The sequence below is a fragment of the Chryseobacterium sp. HR92 genome (genome assembly GCF_045689405.1).
Classification (GTDB): domain Bacteria; phylum Bacteroidota; class Bacteroidia; order Flavobacteriales; family Weeksellaceae; genus Chryseobacterium; species Chryseobacterium viscerum_A.
On record NZ_CP139139.1, the window covers coordinates 3839339 to 3857854 of the forward strand.

18 protein-coding genes are annotated in these 18516 nt (G+C 36.3%); 10 read left to right on the forward strand and 8 right to left on the reverse strand.

Translation table 11 applies throughout. The features are described 5' to 3' along the window. The first annotated feature begins 172 nt into the window (after nt 1-172). Nucleotides 173-1072: an AraC family transcriptional regulator gene (locus SFA27_RS17275; protein WP_047377161.1), complete on the forward strand. Its 900-nt coding sequence runs from the start codon at nt 173-175 to the stop codon at nt 1070-1072. A gap of 236 nt (nt 1073-1308) precedes the next feature. On the opposite strand, the gene lipA is transcribed toward SFA27_RS17275, so the two are convergent. Further along, the gene (lipA, locus tag SFA27_RS17280) at nt 1309-2175 is read right to left on the reverse strand and encodes a lipoyl synthase (protein ID WP_002981042.1); all 867 of its coding nucleotides are present in this window, start codon (nt 2173-2175) and stop codon (nt 1309-1311) included. A gap of 116 nt (nt 2176-2291) precedes the next feature. Here lipA and SFA27_RS17285 point away from each other — a divergent pair, with 116 nt between their 5' ends. Further along, nucleotides 2292-2924 carry a hypothetical protein gene (locus SFA27_RS17285; protein ID WP_047377163.1) on the forward strand — a complete coding sequence of 211 codons (633 nt, stop codon included), beginning with the start codon at nt 2292-2294 and terminating at the stop codon, nt 2922-2924. Nucleotides 2925-3031: 107 nt separating this feature from the next. On the opposite strand, the gene SFA27_RS17290 is transcribed toward SFA27_RS17285, so the two are convergent. Beyond that, nucleotides 3032-3592, reverse strand: a complete 561-nt coding sequence (locus SFA27_RS17290) for an RNA polymerase sigma factor (RefSeq protein WP_047377164.1) — start codon at nt 3590-3592, stop codon at nt 3032-3034. Between the two features lie 186 nt (nt 3593-3778). Here SFA27_RS17290 and tyrS point away from each other — a divergent pair, with 186 nt between their 5' ends. Then, nucleotides 3779-5074, forward strand: coding sequence for a tyrosine--tRNA ligase (gene tyrS / locus SFA27_RS17295; protein WP_407293876.1), 1296 nt, complete (start codon nt 3779-3781; stop codon nt 5072-5074). Between the two features lie 77 nt (nt 5075-5151). Here the strand turns inward: tyrS and SFA27_RS17300 are convergent, their stop codons facing one another. Continuing rightward, nucleotides 5152-5553, reverse strand: a complete 402-nt coding sequence (locus tag SFA27_RS17300; RefSeq protein WP_407293877.1) for a hypothetical protein — start codon at nt 5551-5553, stop codon at nt 5152-5154. A 216-nt stretch (nt 5554-5769) separates the two neighbouring features. Between SFA27_RS17300 and SFA27_RS17305 the strand changes: the two genes are divergently transcribed. Both SFA27_RS17305 and SFA27_RS17310 read left to right on the forward strand, forming a co-directional pair. Continuing rightward, on the forward strand, nt 5770-7743 hold the full coding sequence (locus SFA27_RS17305) for an ATP-binding protein (protein ID WP_407293880.1): 1974 nt from the start codon (nt 5770-5772) through the stop codon (nt 7741-7743). Beyond that, nucleotides 7733-8371, forward strand: a complete 639-nt coding sequence (locus tag SFA27_RS17310) for a response regulator (RefSeq protein ID WP_407293883.1) — start codon at nt 7733-7735, stop codon at nt 8369-8371. Before SFA27_RS17305 ends, SFA27_RS17310 begins: the two co-directional genes overlap by 11 nt. Before the next feature lie 47 nt (nt 8372-8418). On the opposite strand, the gene SFA27_RS17315 is transcribed toward SFA27_RS17310, so the two are convergent. Next, nucleotides 8419-8850, reverse strand: a complete 432-nt coding sequence (locus tag SFA27_RS17315) for a hypothetical protein (protein WP_407293886.1) — start codon at nt 8848-8850, stop codon at nt 8419-8421. 246 nt (nt 8851-9096) lie between these two features. Between SFA27_RS17315 and SFA27_RS17320 the strand changes: the two genes are divergently transcribed. The 3 genes from SFA27_RS17320 (at nt 9097) to SFA27_RS17330 (ending at nt 11706) form a co-directional block, all read left to right on the forward strand. Beyond that, nucleotides 9097-9735 carry an alpha/beta hydrolase gene (locus SFA27_RS17320; RefSeq protein WP_047377171.1) on the forward strand — a complete coding sequence of 213 codons (639 nt, stop codon included), beginning with the start codon at nt 9097-9099 and terminating at the stop codon, nt 9733-9735. A 119-nt stretch (nt 9736-9854) separates the two neighbouring features. Next, nucleotides 9855-11174: a PDZ domain-containing protein gene (locus SFA27_RS17325; protein ID WP_264518605.1), complete on the forward strand. Its 1320-nt coding sequence runs from the start codon at nt 9855-9857 to the stop codon at nt 11172-11174. 4 nt (nt 11175-11178) lie between these two features. Beyond that, nucleotides 11179-11706, forward strand: coding sequence for a hypothetical protein (locus SFA27_RS17330; protein ID WP_264518606.1), 528 nt, complete (start codon nt 11179-11181; stop codon nt 11704-11706). Here SFA27_RS17330 and SFA27_RS17335 read toward each other — a convergent pair. The 4 genes from SFA27_RS17335 to SFA27_RS17350 form a co-directional block, all read right to left on the reverse strand. Then, nucleotides 11699-12742, reverse strand: a complete 1044-nt coding sequence (locus SFA27_RS17335) for a L,D-transpeptidase (protein ID WP_052184702.1) — start codon at nt 12740-12742, stop codon at nt 11699-11701. The two genes, SFA27_RS17330 and SFA27_RS17335, sit on opposite strands and share 8 nt — an antisense overlap. A gap of 184 nt (nt 12743-12926) precedes the next feature. Then, complete coding sequence (locus SFA27_RS17340; RefSeq protein ID WP_407293889.1) at nt 12927-13766, reverse strand: XAC2610-related protein; 840 nt, start codon at nt 13764-13766, stop codon at nt 12927-12929. Nucleotides 13767-13775: 9 nt separating this feature from the next. After that, the gene (locus SFA27_RS17345; protein WP_407293892.1) at nt 13776-14063 is read right to left on the reverse strand and encodes a hypothetical protein; all 288 of its coding nucleotides are present in this window, start codon (nt 14061-14063) and stop codon (nt 13776-13778) included. A gap of 12 nt (nt 14064-14075) precedes the next feature. Beyond that, nucleotides 14076-14303 (reverse strand): hypothetical protein, encoded by a 228-nt coding sequence (locus tag SFA27_RS17350; protein ID WP_156118416.1) that lies wholly within the window; start codon nt 14301-14303, stop codon nt 14076-14078. A gap of 174 nt (nt 14304-14477) precedes the next feature. On the opposite strand from SFA27_RS17350, the gene SFA27_RS17355 reads away from it, so the two are divergent. Continuing rightward, nucleotides 14478-15527, forward strand: a complete 1050-nt coding sequence (locus SFA27_RS17355; protein WP_052184695.1) for a helix-turn-helix domain-containing protein — start codon at nt 14478-14480, stop codon at nt 15525-15527. Between the two features lie 135 nt (nt 15528-15662). Then, on the forward strand, nt 15663-18509 hold the full coding sequence (locus SFA27_RS17360; RefSeq protein WP_407293894.1) for a TonB-dependent receptor: 2847 nt from the start codon (nt 15663-15665) through the stop codon (nt 18507-18509). The last annotated feature ends 7 nt before the right edge of the window (nt 18510-18516 follow it).

The window sequence follows — 18516 nt, forward strand, 5'->3', positions numbered from 1 at the left end:
TCTTTTTTCTGAATTAATTTCTTTCAAATTAAAAATACCTGAGTGTCTTCATTTTGAAAGTGCAAAAATCGAAAGAAAGTTTGAATTTCACTCCTCTTTGAATGATAAAAATTTGCTCCATATTAACCTTTTTATTTAATTTTATATTCAGAAACAATCAAATGAGAACAAGATGAAAATCCAGAAGGAAATTATTGAATTTGAAAAAGGGAAATCGTTCAAACTATTTGCCCCTTCTCTGAAAAACTGTTTTTTCTGGCATTATCATCCGGAAATAGAACTGGTATATGTAGAAGCGGTGAACGGAATCCGGCATGTAGGGAAAGATATTTCTGCCTTTACAGACAGTGATCTTTTATTGATTGGATCTAATGTTCCCCACCTTAATTTTGATTATGGTATTCAAACAGAGTGTCAACAGCTTGTGTTGCAGATGCGGGAAAGCTTCCTTCAGGATATTATTCTTCCTGTCCCGGAATTTGAAAATATTAAAAATCTTTTGGAACGTTCATATCTTGGGCTTTCATTTTCCGGAGAAACCAAAAATACAGTAGTTGAAAAACTACAGGTCATTAAAGATAAAAACTCTTTTGAATCATTGGTAGGATTAATTGAAATTCTACAGATCCTAGCCGATTCTACTGAGGTAAAAGAACTCAATAAAGAAGATACCAGAATCAAATGGTTTTTGAATGATAAAATCAGAATGGGAACTATCTACGACTATATCCATGAAAATTATGACAGGAAGCCCAATGTCAACGAAATTGCAAAAATTGTAAGCCTGAGTACTCCTGCCTTCTGCCGTTATTTTAAGAAGCAGACGAATATGACCTTTACAGACTTTGTTAATAATTACAGGATCAATCAGGCTAAAATATTCCTGTTGAAAGATTATTCTGTGACCGAAGTTTGTTTTCAGGTAGGATTTGAAAGTCTTTCTTATTTTAATAAACTATTCAAACAGCATACGGGAGAAACCCCTTCTGAATTTAAGAAGAAACATTTTAAACCGATTGAAATCAATGGCCGGATTGGTGTGATCACAAAGGAATCGGCTTGTAATAAATAGGAAATAAAGTCTGGAACGTAAGATGTGGAATGTGGTAAACCACCCCGTCAAAAATTCTTTGAATTTTTGCCACCCCTCCGGAGGAGGGGAATGATGGCAGCCGTTATTGTAAATGGAATTTTTTCAACTCCCTAATCCCTAATCCCTAATCCCTAATCCCTACAACCTGCTATCTCCCATCTGCAACCTTCTTCCTTCTAAAAACAAAAACCGCTCATTGCTGAACGGTTTATATTTTAATGAATATGTTTTTCTGCGTGGTAAGAACTTCTTACAAGAGGAGAACTTTCAACATGTCTGAAACCTAAACTTCTTGCAAAATCTCCGAATTCATCAAATTCTTCAGGAGTGATGAATTTTTTTACAGGAAGATGTTTTTTAGTTGGCTGCAGATATTGTCCAAGAGTAATAACATCTACATTAGCGTTTCTGATATCTTCGATAGTCTGGAAAACCTCATCTTTGGTTTCACCTAATCCAAGCATTACACCCGTTTTGGTTCTTCTTTGTCCGGCTTCTTTCAGGTATCTTAATACTTCAAGGCTTCTTTCATATTTCGCCTGAATTCTCACTTCTCTGGTAAGACGTTTTACAGTTTCCATGTTGTGAGAAATCACTTCCGGAGCTACTTCTACCAGTCTGTCAAGATGTTTTGTGATACCCTGGAAATCAGGAATCAGAGTTTCCATCGTAGTTCCCGGAGAGATTCTTCTTACAGCATTCACTGTTTCTCCCCAAAGGATAGATCCCATATCTTTCAGATCGTCGCGGTCTACAGAAGTAAGAACGGCATGTTTGATCTTCATTAATTTGATTGATCTTGCTACTTTTTCAGGTTCATCCCAATTTACATCAAGGGGTTTTCCTGTTTTTACGCCACAGAATCCACAGCTTCTTGTACAGATATTTCCTAAAATCATGAAAGTAGCTGTACCTTCACCCCAGCATTCTCCCATATTCGGGCAGCTTCCGCTTTGGCAGATTGTATTTAATTTATATTTATCAACCAAAGTTCTCAGCTCTCTGTAATTCTTTCCGGTAGGAAGTTTTACGCGGATCCATTTTGGTTTTTGAACGGTAGTGTCTTGAACTGAATTTTCCATTTCTAAAATTGAAGTTCAAAGTTAAGAATTTTTTAATGGAAACCATCAACCGGAGATATTGATGAAACTGATAATTCAAAATTTCATTTGTATATTTATCTCTTCAAAATATTTCTATGAGAAAAATAGTCTTTCTTTTATTCGCAGTATGTGGAACATTTTGCCTTGCTCAAAAACAATTCCAGCCGGCAGGTTCTACCCTTCTCGAAACAGTAGACGGAGATCTTGATGGTGATAAAATTCCTGAAAAAGTAATCATCTACACGACAAAAGATGAGGGTGAGCTGGGAAAAATCCGTGAAATTCAAATTCTGAAAAAAATCAGTGGAAAATGGACAATTCTTGAAAAATCAAGAAACGCGGTTATGGAAAGCAGTGCCGGCGGTATGATGGGTGATCCTTACGGAGAAACTAAAATAGAAAAAGGCATTCTGATCATTTCTCAAAATGGCGGAAGCAGCTGGAAGTGGGATGTTACAGACAAATATAGATTTCAGAACGGACACTTTGAACTCATAGGAACCTCCTCAACTTCAGGAAGACCTGGAGATTACTGGAAGGATATAGATTTCAACCTTTCAACAGGGCAGTTGAACTATACAAAAGAGGTGGAAAATACAGCTGAACATGGTAAATCTTTGAAGGAAACCTATATTAAAAAAGGACTAAAGATTAATCTGCAAAACAGAAATCAGGAAAAACAGCAAAAAATAGTTCTTCCGAAAACAAAAGAAGAAGTTTATTTTTAAATAAAGGTTTTAAAATTTAAGTTTTGGCTAAAGCCAATTGAATTTTATTTTTTTAGCAAACGGGCTAAAGCCCGTTTCTATTGAATATCCTGTATTGATTTATAGGCTTAATGATCATCAAACTCATTATTCTTCAACAGTTCGGCTAAGACTTTTTTAGCACGCATGACCCTTACTTTGGTATTAGCTACAGAAATTCCCAGTTCTTCAGCAATTTCTTTGATGCTTTTTTCTTCAAAAAACCTCAACTTGATAATATCCTGATAGTTGGCATCCAGAGATTCTATGGTTTTGATGATTTTCTTCTGCTCTTCTTCCGAAATCAAAAGTTCTTCCGGAGACTTTGCATATTGATTTTTAACTTCATCAAGATTTTCAACAGCATCTTCATTCTCCCGGTTCTTTTTTCTCCAGAAATCGATAACAGTATTTTGAGCAATAGTGAGAATCCAGGTTTTAAACTGAAAATGAGGATCAAACATATCGAGTTTAGACAATACTTTTGAAAAAACATTTACGGTGATTTCATCGGCATCGTTTTCATCTCTTACCTTTTTCATGACAAAGGAGAAAACATCCACCCAAAAAACGTTGATGAGTTTAGTCTGGGCCTTCTGATCTTTATCCTTGGCCTTCTGTATGAGCAGGAATAGCTGTTCGTCATTCATTAATAACAAATATAGCGTATTTGGGGCATAATTGCAAAAGGGAAAACAGCGAATCTGCTTCTGCTTGCAAAGTTCTCATCAAAGCATTTTCAGGTTTCCACGAATTTGCTTATTTGCGGTTTCTGCTTTTTCTCTTCCTTCTGAATTTACTATCTTTGCCTCTTAAAATTTTAAAGTTAACAATCAATGAATTCCTTTATAGAAGAACTGAAATGGCGTGGTCTGTTTGCCGATATGATGCCAGGAACCGATGAACAACTGAATAAAGAGGTAACTACTGCATATATTGGTTTTGATCCTACTGCCGATTCTTTACATATCGGAAGCCTTATCCAGATAAAAATTTTAGCTCACTTCCAGCAGCATGGCCATAAGCCGATTGCTTTGGTAGGAGGTGCTACAGGAATGATTGGAGACCCTTCCGGGAAATCAGCTGAAAGAAATCTACTGGATGAAGAAACTCTTTTACACTATGTTGACTGTTTAAAGAACCAACTTTCAAAATTCTTGAATTTTGATGGAAATGAACCCAATAAAGCGGAATTGGTGAACAACTATGACTGGATGAAGAATATTTCTTTCCTTGATTTTGCTAAAAATGTCGGGAAAAATATTACCGTCAACTATATGATGGCTAAAGATTCAGTAAAGAAAAGACTTTCCGGAGACGCAGGTGTTGATGGAATGAGTTTTACAGAGTTCACCTACCAGTTAATTCAGGGATATGATTTCCTTCACTTGTACCAAAACAACAATGTAAAATTACAGATGGGAGGTTCTGACCAGTGGGGAAATATCACTACAGGAACAGAATTGATCCGTAGAAAAGCTCAGGGAGAAGCCTTTGCATTAACGGTTCCTTTGATAACAAAAGCTGACGGTTCTAAATTCGGAAAGTCTGAAAGCGGAGAAAACTATTGGCTTGACAAAAAGAAAACATCTCCTTACAAATTCTACCAGTTCTGGCTGAATGCTACTGATGATGATGCTGAAAGATTCATCAAGTTTTACACTTTCCTTGGAAAAGAAGAAATTGAAGCTTTGATTGAAGAGCATAAAACAGCTGCACACGAAAGAAAGCTGCAAAAGAGACTTGCTGAAGAGGTAACAGTTTGGGTACATGGAAGAGAAGAATATGAAAAGGCACTGAAGGCTTCCGAAATTCTTTTCGGACGTTCTACTGCTGAAGATCTGGTAAGCCTTGATGAGGAAATATTCCTTGAAGTTTTTGACGGGGTTCCTCAGAAAGAAATTGCAAAAGCTGATGTTTTAGGGGTAAATATTGTAGATCTTCTTTCTGAAAAATCAGGTTTCTTAAAATCTAAGAGCGAAGCACAAAGAGAGATTAAAGGAAATGCGATCTCTGTCAACAAGCAAAAAGTAAATGATACTTTTACGGCTAATGAAACTGATCTTATTGACGGTAAATTCTTATTGCTGCAAAAAGGTAAGAAAAGCTACTTTATTGTTAAGGTAGATTAATCTTAATACCATAGTAAATATAAAAACAGGCGCAGAGATGAATCCCAGCGCCTGTTTTATGTCCTAAAAATTTGATATTAAAATGTATAGCTTGCAGAAGCTGATAAATACTGTCCGCTGGAAGTTCCTTCTTTCTTAAGCTCTCCGTCTACCCAGATCTGAACCTTCAAAGTAGCAGAAGCATCCGGCCCGATAGCATTTACTGCAACATTGGCACTGTATGCTCCCGATTCTGATGTCACCTCAGGGCTGCTCCACGTTGATCCGCTAAGACTTGATGCTGTAGTGGGGTTACCGTCAATTCCGTACACCGCTACATCAATATTACTGCCTGATGAAGCGATTGCCTTAAAAACTACTTTATGACTTTTTCCTGCTCCATTCACATTGTCATCATCATCTTTACTGCATGATGCTGTAAATCCAATAAGCATTACTGCTATTACTGCAACGAATGCTCCTCTTAACAGTTGATTCATTCTCATTTTTTTCATAATCTTTTTGTTTAAATTTTAGTTACTATATTGAATATTCTATGATTAATGATTTGATGTCTGCAAAGCTATGAGCATCACTTATGTCTATCAATCCTGAAAAATCAGTAATTTTTTCTACCTAAATTCAGGTATTTTTTATGCTAAAATTTTTAATTAAATTGAGCGTTTAAAAAAAATATTTTTCAGATTTGATTTATAATGAAGAGATTACTTGCCCTACTAAGCCTATTCTTATTTTTTAAATTGCAATCCCAGCAAATCATTCCGCTTAATGAGAAATCTTATATAGACAGCTTACAAAGCATTACAAAGGGAAATCTTCCGGATACTTCAAAAGCAACGGCTTTTTTTCTTTTATCTAATTATTATAGAAACAGTGATTCTGTTTTGAGTAAAAAATACCTTGAAAATGGGAAGATACAGGCCCGAAACAATCCTTTCTTTTCAGCAAAATATTATTATTACGAAGGACAATACAACCTGGACAGAAACAAAAGGAAAGCGGGTATTTCTTATCAGCAGGCTATCAAATCTTTATCTAAATTTAAAAATGAAGAATCCGATTTTTTTCAGGCACTGGCCTGGTATAGCTATGGAGTTACCCAAAAAGATAAAGAGGGATATATTCCTTTAGTCAAAATCATGCTTGAAAAAAGTATTCCCCTGGTTGAAAAATATGAAAACAGTAGAAATTTAGGTTTCTTATATACACAGCTTGCAGTGATTCTTACTTATAATGCACAGTTTAAAAAGGCAGAAGATTATAATAACAAAGCATTGAAAATTCTTGAAAAACAATATCCGGAGTCTGCCGAATTATTTTTCACTTACCTCAACTCTGCCAACAATTTCTGCTATCAGGCCAATGGAGATAAAGCTGAAAAGTTTTTATATAAAGCAGAAAAACTCATCAGCCCCTATCCGGAATCTTCCTCCAATGCATTCTATTATTACAGTAAAACCCTTTTGTATATTACCCGCCAAAAAAATGCAGAAGCACTCCCGGTGATAGAAAAAGGGATTTTTTATGCAAAAAAATTCAATCAGAATCTTCTGGCTCAGATGTTTTATTTCAACAAGTATGATATTTTAAAGAAACTTAAAAGGTATAAGGAAGCCAAGACTACCCTGGAGGATGTTCTAACGGAAAAGTCTTTAGCGATTGATCTTAACAACAGGAAGACTTTTTATAAGCAGCTTTCTTTACTCAATGAAGAAACAGGAAATACCAAAGAAGCACTGCTATGGGAGCAGAAATATTCTAAACTTAATGACAGCCTGAATACCGAGAATGTAAAACTTGAAATCAACAAACTCGAATCCAAATTCAATACGGCTGAAAAGGAAAGAAAAATAGCGACTTTAAATGCCGAAAAAAATCAAAAGGATCTGGAAGTAAACAAGAAGAACTCTTATTTATGGGGAATGGGTCTTGTTTTACTGCTAGCATTAAGCCTTCTGGCCTTTCTTTTTATCATTTTCAGAAAAAATAAAAAAATAAACAAACAGAAAATAGAGGATATTAAACAAAAAGAAGAATTATCCCTTACCAAAGCTATTCTTGATGGTGAAGAAAGAGAAAGAGAGCGTATTGCAAGAGATCTCCATGATGGTCTGGGTGGAATGCTCGCAGGGGTCAAAATAAATTTTTCTACATGGTCTTCCAATCACCTGCATCCTGAAAAGGATCAGGAATTTTATAAAATCTTAGGTCAGCTGGACAATTCGGTAAGCGAACTCCGCCACGTAGCAAGAAATTTAATGCCTGAATCTTTGCTTAATTTTGGTTTGGAAACGGCCATACATGATTTATGTGAATTTTACAGCAGAAAAAACCTCGACATTGATTTTCAGGCTATTGATATTAGTAAGACATTACCTGTAAATATTCAGCTGAATATTTACAGGATTGTACAGGAATTATTAGCCAATGCCATAAAACATGCAGAAGCCAGCAGCATCTTGCTTCAATGCTCACAATCTGGTGAAAATTTTCTAATCACGATTGAAGACAACGGAAAAGGGTTTGATAAAAATATAGAGAACACTACCAAAAGTATGGGACTTCGTAATCTGAAAAATCGGGTCAGCTATCTGAAAGGAAAAATGGAAATACATTCAGATGATCAGGGAACAGCCATTAATATAGAACTCAACATCCATGGAGAATGAGAAAATTAATATTATCATCGTAGACGATCATCCTATTGTCATCGAAGGTCTAAGAATGATGCTACACAGCCAGCCTATTTTTAACGTAACGGGAAGTTTTACTTCCGGTACAGAAACGATCAGCTTTATTCAATCGCAGATGGTAGATATCATCCTCCTTGATATTACCCTGCCCGATGCCAACGGAACAGAACTATGCAGAGAAATAAAGAAAATTTCTCCGAATACCTCGGTGATTATGTTCAGTAACCGCTCTGAACGGAGCATCATCATGCAGTCTATACAAAATGGGGCAAGCGGCTATCTTCTCAAGAATACTTCTATTGATGAACTTGTAATATGCATCAAAGGTGCTCTTTCCGGAGATATTGTTTTCTGCAATGAGACAAAACAAATCATCAGCCGTCCTTCCCAACATGATCTGCCAACACCACGGCTTACCAAAAGAGAAAAGCAGATCCTGCAGATGGTAGCGCAAGGGAAAACAAGTAATGTGATTGCCGAGGAGCTGTTCTTAAGCCCGCTTACTGTAGATACCCACCGGAAGAATCTGCTTCAGAAGTTTCAGGCAAAGAATTCAACAGAACTTATCAATCTTGCGGTACAGCAACAATTGATTGAAAAATAAAAAACCGCTCTGGGAGCGGTTTTTTTGTATATAAATATGGTGATATTTTATGGTTCTAAGAAACTGTAATCGATAGAAGCAACTAATACTCCTTTTCCTTTTTTCTTAACAGTTCTTGCAACTTCTCCATCTATGTAAAGATTGATCGTTAACTCAGAATTATCATCCGGCATTGACGCGTTAGCATCAAGATTCAGCTGTGCCTGGCTGGAGTTCACAAAGAATTCCCCACTTGTCCATGGTGAAGTTACCGGTGACTGCGGAGTATTGTATATTGTGTTCTGAGCCGTGCCCACCTGTGTTACAACACTTATAATGTTTCCTCCTGTAGTGGTCTTCACTTCAAACTGAACTACATGATCCTTAAATTCTTCATCATCATCTTTTTTACAAGAACTAACAATGGTAATTACAGAAAATAATAAAACGAATAAAAAAGAAAGTCTAAGTAAACTTTTTGAATTGTAAAATTGCTTCATTTCTCCAAATAGATTTTTTAATGTTTCAAATATAAGTTTTTTATTAATATAAAAATAATTTTTATGAAAATTTTCCAATAAAGATTTCTAAATAATATCAAATCAATAAAAAGAAAAAGTCTCCTCTAAAGTCCAAAAATACACTTCAAAGAACCAATCCTTACACATAAAGCACCATCTGCCCAAAGTTCATTGTATGAATAATAAAAGTTAAGATTCTGAGTGTAATTTAATTATCTTTGCTGTATGAATTTAGATTATCTAGTAAGGGAACCGGAAAACATTACTTCCAATACCCCTATTCTTTTTATGCTTCATGGCTACGGCAGTAACGAACAGGATCTTTTCAGCTTTAGGGAAACGCTTCCCAATGACTGGATCATTGTAAGCTTCAGAGCTCCGCGCGATACTCAATTTGAAGGATATTCCTGGTATGATATTAATTTCAACGATCCCGAAAACTTTATTGACGTTCCACAGGCAAAGGAGTCTTTAAATGCTGTATTGGAAAGTATGCTTAAGATCATCAACCATTATGGACTTACAGAAAGTAAAGCTCATCTGTGCGGTTTCAGCCAGGGAGGAATTTTGTGCTATGCTTTGGCTTTAAAACATCCTGAACTTTTCAATTATGTTGCTTGTTTAAGCAGTTATCCTGAAGATAAAATTCTGGACGGTATTGTAAAAGATAAAAAGAAACTGGAAGGGCTTCGTTTCTTTATTTCACATGGTACTGATGATGCTGTGATTCCACTTGAATGGGGAAGAAAAGCGGCAGATCTTCTGTATGATCTAAGCTGTTACTTCACGTTCAGAGAATATATGAGCGGACATGGCGTCAATCAGAAAAATTATATGGATCTGATGGAATTCTTTTCCAAATAACCACAACCCGATTTGACATAAATTCAATAAAAAACATCACTTCATTGTAGTTTATATAAACATTCCTGCTTTTGGAATGTTTTTTTTTATCATAAAGATAATTTCAGTAAATTCAGTAAATGAAATTTAAATTGTTTTTACTGGGATTATTTCTAAGCATTTTTGTAAATGCCCAGAATTCTTTTGAGTTGATTAATACAAAAAAAGCGGTAATTCCTTTTCAGTTTATCAACAATCTTATCTTTATTCCTATCAATGTTAATGGTGCGGAGCTTACCTTTTTGCTGGATACGGGAGTTTCGGAGACTATTCTTTTCAGTCTGGAAAATAAAGAACTGAAACTGAGCAATGTTGAAAAAGTTAAGTTTTCCGGTCTTGGAGGAAGTTTAAGTATTGATGGTTTAAAATCTGAACGCAATTTAGGTAAAATAGGAAATGAAATTGTCAATACTTCTATGGCTCTTTATATCATTATTGATGAAGAATTTAATATTTCACCTCACGTAGGAATTCCTGTAAATGGGGTTATCGGATATCATTTTTTTAAAGATCATCTTATTTACATCGATTATGCTTCAAAGAAAATAACTGTTTATGAAAATGCGGACCTTCTAAAAAAGAAAACCAAAAGATTTGAAGAGTTTCCCATCACAATTGAAAAAGATAAGCCTTATCTGTATGCCGGTGTAGAAATGACAAATGAAAAGAAAGATTCAAAACTGCTGATTGACCTTGGCAACAGTGATGCTATCTGGCTCTTCCCTACCCTGATTAAAAACTTCGTCTACAACAGACCGAATATTGATGATTTTCTTGGACGCGGATTCAATGGAGATATCTACGGCAAAAGAAGCCGGATTCATAATTTTTATCTTGGAAGCTTTAAATTTGAAAAGCCTCTTACTGCTATGCCGGATGAATTTTCTATCCAGCATGTCAAATTGGTAGAAAGCAGGAAAGGTTCTGTGGGAAGCGAAATTATGCGGAGATTTACCGTAATTTTTGATTATCCTAACCAAAAACTGTATCTGAGGAAAAACAAATATTTTGACGATCCTTTTCATTTTAATATGAGCGGCCTGGATTTCAAACAGGATGGCCTGGAATGGCAGGAAGATAAAGTAAAAATCGAGACCCAAAAATCTATGATGGTAGCAACCGAAGTTTATAAAGACGCTTTCCAGTATAAGTTCAGTTTAAAACCAATATTTTCTATTGCAGGAGTAAGAAAAGATTCTCCCGCTTATGCAGCAGGATTGCAAAAGGATGACAGAATTCTAAGTATAAACGGAGAGCAAACCTCAGATATGACTTTGGAAAAAATTGTAGAACTTATGAAATCTAATGAAGGAAGAAATATTACCATGGTTATTCAAAGGAAAAATCAAAAACTGACCTTGAGTTTCGCACTGGAAGATCCCATTCCTTATCAAGAATAAAAATATGAATACTGAAGAAAGCACCTTAGACAGAATAAGAACCCGGCCCAGATTTAAAATGTTTACTCATCTTACTAAAGAAGAGTACGCTGAAAATCTGAAAAAATATATGGATGAGCATAAAGATGAGTTTTCTGGCAACATCAATAAAGAAGTTGCTACCATCTGGGTGAAAACAGAATATGACAACTACTGGAAACCCCGCCTTGCACTGCGGGTAGAAATGGAAGATGAACATATAGCGATACGTGGAGTATTTGGACCTAGTTCAGCGGTGTGGACATTCTTCATGTTCCTGTATTTTTCCTTTTCTATTCTCTGGATGACTTTCTTCACGATGTACTACGTAGAGAAGCAAATAAAAAGCGCTGAATACCCTTGGGCACTGAGCGCTTCTTTTATCATGTTATTTTTTATTCTTCTTACTTATATTGCTGCAAGATTCGGGCAGCATAAGGGTAAGGAAGAAATGCTTAAATTGAGAAGGTTTGCTGAGGAATCTACTCTGCAGTTTGAAAAGAAAATCAATTAGACTGAGGTTCTATAGGCTTTTCATTCTGAATAGGGGTAGCAGCTGCTTTTGCCGCTTTGATAGAATCCACCACTTTTTCCCTGTTGCTTTGCTCTTTAAGCATTCTTGGAACATCTGGTTCAAGAAGCTTAGTCAGTTCCTCAACAGATATATTATTGGCATTAGGATCATCCAGAAGCTTTCGCCAGGGTTTTCTACCGCCCCACTTATAATCTCCGAATACCATTACTGCTGTACCTTTAGCTTTGGTAGTAGCACCGCCAGGATTCAGAATCCAGGTATCTGCATAGGAATACAGCCATTTCGCATCTTTTCTCAGCAATCGCAGACAGGAATGTGAAGCAGGATATCCCGGAAGTGTATATTCATGCCATCCGATTCCTCCAATATTGTGAATATTGAAGTTATAAGGAAGTTTCCATTCACTGCTCACCGTAGAAATGGCCAGCTCTTTTTTCCAGTTGGCAAAGGTAAGTCCTCTTGTTGTCTGAGCGGCTTTTTTACCCATACTTGTAGGTCCCCATTTCACAAGACTTCCATTGGAATATACCGCAAAAGCCTGTATAGGATAGGAGAAGATAACGAACTTTTTCACCCCGCTTAATACATCTAACTGCATTGGGAATGGTGAATAAGCCATCAAAGTTGTATCTATTTTTGCTGGAACTACCAATGTGTCAGCATTCCATTTACTTTTAGAGTCAAGTCTGTTTAATGCTAAAATAGCAGTACGCTCTCCTACGCTGTATTTCTTACTGTATTCGGCATAGATAGAATCACGCATCTTTTTATCCTTTGGAAGAACAAAAGCATTATAAAAACCATTTTCCTGCATTACAGGTGGAACAGATTCTTTCTTTACCACAGGAACAGAATCTTTCTTTATAGAATCCTTTTCTACCTCCTGAACTTCAGAAGAAGAAACAGTATCTTTAAAAGTATCGCTTATTTTTTCTATTTCCTTTTTACAGGAAACAAGGAAAACTGCGCATAAACATGTATAAAGAAAGGATTTTTTCACAGATATGTTTTTCATAAATAAATCGGCCATTTAGTTTGGCTACCCAGTACAAATATCAGACCTAAAATTGAATCACAAAAGACATTATTAAAAATACCGTAAAAAAACGGAGATTTTATCACTGCAAATGAGGAGTTATAGATGATAAATTCCTTAAGTCTATTGACTTCAAAGGAATTTTCACATATTTAAAAGAAGATTATTCTTCTGTCTGTTCTTTCGTGGCAACCCATTCTAAGGTTCCTTTTTTACCGAAGCGATAAATATCCTGATGCCACCTTGCTCCACCCCTGCATCCTGTTTTTAAAAGTTTCTTATCTTTTTCTAAAGTCACATCACAAAGGCAGGAACAGCTTGAATGGGAATAATCAGGCTCTTTAAGTTTTTCAAAACGTTTATTTTCCGGATGGTACAGATAAATATCAAACATCCTGTACACACCCATTCCATCATCAGGAACGGAGAATGCAATATCATCATAACCGTCAAAGTTATAATCTTCAATAATACTCTGCCTGGCAAAAGATGGTTTATCCGGAGCCGGAAGTTCTACAGCTGTCTTTTCTCCATCAGGGTAAATAATGGTGAAGTGGTTATTATAAAAATGATTAAACGAAAGTAAAGCCCCGTGCAGGAGATATTTGCCGTTTCCATCGTATTTTTTTTCATCCTCAACCATTTCAAGCGAAAACTTTCTGTTGTCTTTTCCTCTTGTATAGCTAATGTTTGAAGCCTGATGATGCATGATTTCAAATTTGTATACTCCATTTATTTTCCCACCGATCATTTCATTCCAGATATAATATTCAATATCCGGCTGACCGTCACTTCTCCCGTCTGTATCAACTTTAAAACTTTTTACCTGTAAAGGAATGATTTCTTTCTTCCCGGAATACTGCACAAAAGCTCCTTTTCCCTGAGCTCCGTAATAAAGAGTCAGCCTGAACTCTTTTGCTTCTCCGGTAGATTTCAGGATAAAAGGCTGCGCAGAATATACAGCAGAGAGCATCATAATACAGAATAACAACAATTTTTTCATAGAAGTAATTTAAACAATCAGATTAATCACAAATCTTACCATCCATAAGGGTACAATCAACAGCAATATTGAAAACTCAACTTTATTGACATTTTTATTCCCGAATTTCCTTACAAGAATCCGGTCTATGATAATCACCAGTAATACAGGAATTAAACCGAACAAAATATACATTCCAAATAATCCATCAGAAGCAGACACTCCTGTCATTAGAATAATAGAAGCAGCCACACCAGCAATTATGGCAGTAATTCCTACAATAGAAAAGAGTGTCCAGTTTTGAAATTGTTTTTTCATGAATAAATAGTATCAGTTGTTGATTATATTAAAATGGACATTGAATCTATAATAATAAAACATCCAGAAAGCCAGCCAAGGCAGATTCATAATCAAAAAAACGATGACTTTCCCGCTTCCAATATTTTCATCTGTAATCGTGAAAAATGAAAAAAACAGAATCAGAAATCCACAGGAAACCCACATGGAGATCAGCCAGGTTTTAAGTATTGAGAGCAAAACAAATTTCCTTTTTGACATCCGAATTATGTTCACTAGCTAAAATAATAATATCCGCTCAATATACAAAACCGGAAAAAATACCTGTCAGAATTGATATCTTAATTATTGTCTGTTTTTCTAAATTGATATTTAATAATTTGTTAAAGATGCCATGCCCATATTATCTATAATTTTGGCAAAATATCAGTTATCATGTTATACATCATTATGGTAGTTGTACTACAGGCACTTATCACGCTTACTCTGCTTATCTCGCTTATCAAAAACAGAGAATCTGTACTGAATATGCTGCTATTGTATATTGGAGTGGTCACACTGGATATGGGATATGAGTATTTCATCATTCAGAAGTTCGGTTATGAATCTGTTCTGTATGAAATTCCGGGAAGTCTTCGTGTTTTTAAAGGGCTTATTTTTCTTTATATCACTACGCATTTAATTCATGCAAAATGGAGAGATAAACTTAAATACCTGATTGTTCCGTTAACATTGGTTGTTATTCATCATGCCATTGCCCTTTCTGCGAAGATGCTTGACATTTCCTGGGCAGATCTGGCTATCAGATCTTATAAATCCTACTTCGTTTATTACAGCTGTTATTGGATTGCCTGCCTTGTTCTATGTATTTATTTACTGACAAGATACCGCAAAAACATCACCCATCCTGCAGCCGGTAATTTTCGTTATCTGGTTTGTTATGTATTACTGGGAGTATTGATTTTCTGGACGGTCTATCAATTGGGTTGGGATACTCTGATCTATCAGAAGATTTACAGCCTCCTGTTTCTTTTTCAATTCGGATGGATTTTGTACGTTTATATTTTAACGTACCAGCACAAACTGCAGGAACAGCAAAATACTGCACAATTTTCCGCTCCTAAAGAAACCTATCAGTATAAAGATCTTTCAAAAATAGATTTTGAGGCTGTACAAAGTGCCATTACCTCTTTCTATCAGGAGAGTCATGATTATCTTGATGAGGAATTTACTTTAGACCAGCTTTCAGGTCATCTGAAAATAAACAAGGCGGATTTAAGCATCACTTTTAATAAACATCTCCATTCCAATTTCCACGAATATACCAACAGAAGCCGTATACAGCATTTTAAACAGATCTTATCAGAAGATCCTTCAGCAAGTGTTACAGATCTTGCGTTTCAATGTGGTTTTAAATCCAAATCTACTTTTTATAAATATTTTAAAAAAGAATTTGATTGTCTTCCTTCTCAGCTTGTCCATTAGTTACAATTATTTAACATTAGTAACTAACTGAATTACAACACAGTTCACCTCGAACTCAACAGAAGAAGTTGCATAAAATTTAAATGAACCAAAACTTTTGAGGGAGCTGACATCTTTGCACCAAACTTTATAAGGATGTCACGAGAAAGACTTTTTTTAACAAAAGCAGCATTTTTTCTTCTTGGGCCATTGGCCTTTGCACAAACCACCGTTCACGGAACTGTAGTAGACAGTCAGGGAAACCTTCCCAATGCCCTTGTTTATATTGAAAACAGCGGACAGAAAGTAACTTCCGATACCGACGGTTCTTTTGTTCTTAATAATGTTTATGACGGCAGTTATAAGCTTGTTGTAGAATATAAAGGATATGATAATGTTTATATTCCTTTCACCATTACGGATAAAAAGGAGGTAGATCTTGGCTTAATTAAATTCGGAGCTAAGTTTAAAGAAAACAATCTTCAGGAGGTAGTGGTTACCAATGTGTATAAAGCATCACAGGCCAGAGCGATTACCATGAAGAAAAACTCCAATACGATTACAGAAGTACTCTCTGCCGATGCCATCGGGAAACTGCCAGATCGGAATGCCGCAGATGCCGTACAGCGTATGCAAGGTGTTTCTATTGAAAGGGATATGGGAGAAGGACGTTTTGTAGCAGTAAGAGGAACACCTATACAATGGACTGCTTCTACCCTGAATGGCAACAGAATGCCGAGTGCCAGCGGTGATAATGCCAACCGGGGAATTCAGATGGATATCTTCCCTTCGGAACTTATTCAGAATGTACGTTTGTCTAAGGCTTTAACTCCCGATCTTGACGGGGATGCCATTGGCGGAAATGTGGATTTTATCACAAAAACCTCACCCAATAAGGAGACTCTGGCTCTAAGTATGGCTACAGGCTACGTCAATATGTCTAAGTCTCCTACTTACAATACATCTATCGTTTATGGAAATAAAATTACCGATAAGCTGAAATTCATTACCTCAGCAGTGATCTGGGAGCGTTCTACCGCTATTGACCAGATGAGAAATATTTACAACTATGGACTGAAAGATAAAACAGCTTCTTATTCCATCAATCAGTTTCAGCTTCGGGATTATCTTGCAAACCGCAGAACTTTGGGATTCAATATGGGACTGGATTATGAGATAGACAGCAGGAACAAATTATATGCAAAAGCATTATACAGCCAGTACAAAGACGGTCAGTCCGTAAGGGAGACCTATTTTAATTTTGACAGTAAAAATGTTCTTCTTCAGGCTCGTCATGCAGATTATCTTACGGATCTGTATTCTATGCAGCTGGGTGGTAATCATCAGGTGGGGCAGCGTATGGAGGTAAACTGGTCCTTATCCAAAGCGCGTTCTGAGTTTAAATTCAATTCTCCTGACAATCTTGAAAAAGATCAAAGAGGTTACCCTATCATTAATTTCACACAAGCTATGACCTATGGAAATCTATCCGCTGACGGAAGAAAATATATGGCGATGGATGCTCCGGATGGTATTGGTGATACCGGAAGATATTCTCTTCCTTATAACCAGCAGGCTATCACAGCAGACAAACTTAGATTGAATCAGATTATCCTGAGCCAGAACCATAACAGTGAGACAGACCTCAGAGGGCAGATTGATATCAAATATAAAGCAGCAGATAATTTTGAAATTAAATTCGGAACCAAATACAATAATAAGAATAAAATCGTCGACAGTTCTGTGCTGGTCTGGATGCCAAAATCATCATTGGGGATTCCCGGAACTCCGGTAACTTTTCTGAATCAGCTTGAGCGTGAAGCTTTTAAGTACAAAGGAGGTTTCATGAACCCATTAGGTAATCCTTACAATGCAGTAATCATTGATCAGATTACCAATGCACAGATCGACCAGATGTATAACCCGAGTACACAAAACAGCCTGGGACTGATGCAGGTAAGCAGTAAGGACAGCAATTCAAATGTTACAAGCTCCTACAGAGGCACTGAAAATGTATGGGCAGCATATCTGATGGGAACCTGGAAAATTTCAGACCAGCTTCAGGTATTGGGAGGTTTCAGAAATGAATATAATGACGTTACTTTCTGGGGCAAAAAAGTAATCTCTGATAAAGACAGTAAAACGGAAGACATTAAAGACAATAAAACCTATAATGTAGTACTTCCTATGGTCAATATGAAATGGAATATCAGTAATGACCGGATCCTGAGACTGGCCTACACCCGTTCTTTTGCAAGACCGGATTTTAACGATCTGAACCCCGGAACCATCGTCAATGATATTACCAATACCATCACCCAGGGAAATACAAAGCTGGATCCTACATTTTCAAATAATTTTGATCTTATGTTTGAAAATTACTTTGGAAAACTGGACTTGATAACAGCCGGAGTATTCTATAAAGATATCACCAATCTTATCTACAAAGATCAGTCTGTAGTAGATCTTGCCGGAAGAACTTATACTTTCACAGCCCCTAAAAATCTGGAGGGAGCTAAACTCTTCGGCTTTGAATTCGGAATATCCAAACGTTTTGAAAACCTACCCGGATTTTTGAAAAACATCGGTTTTGAAGGAAACTACACCTATATCTCTTCCAAAATGAATATGCCGGTGTACGAAAACGGCAAGCAAACCGGAACAATGTCTACCACAATTCCCAATCAGGCAAAACATATTTTCAATACCATTCTGTTCTATGAAACCAGTAAGATGATGATCCGTCTGGCAGGAAATTATAAAGGAAATTATGTAAGTGAAATAAGAGCTGCTGCAGGTGCAGATCATTATCAGTATTTTGACAAAAACTTCACGGTAGACCTTTCCACTTCTTACAGCCTTACAAAAAAGGTTCGTCTGTTTGTAGAGCTGAATAATATTTTTAATGAACCCAACCGCTATTATATGGGAACAAAAGACCGTGTAGAAAATATTTCTTACTCAGGAATACGAGGGCAGCTGGGTTTCAATTTCAATTTTTAATCAAAAG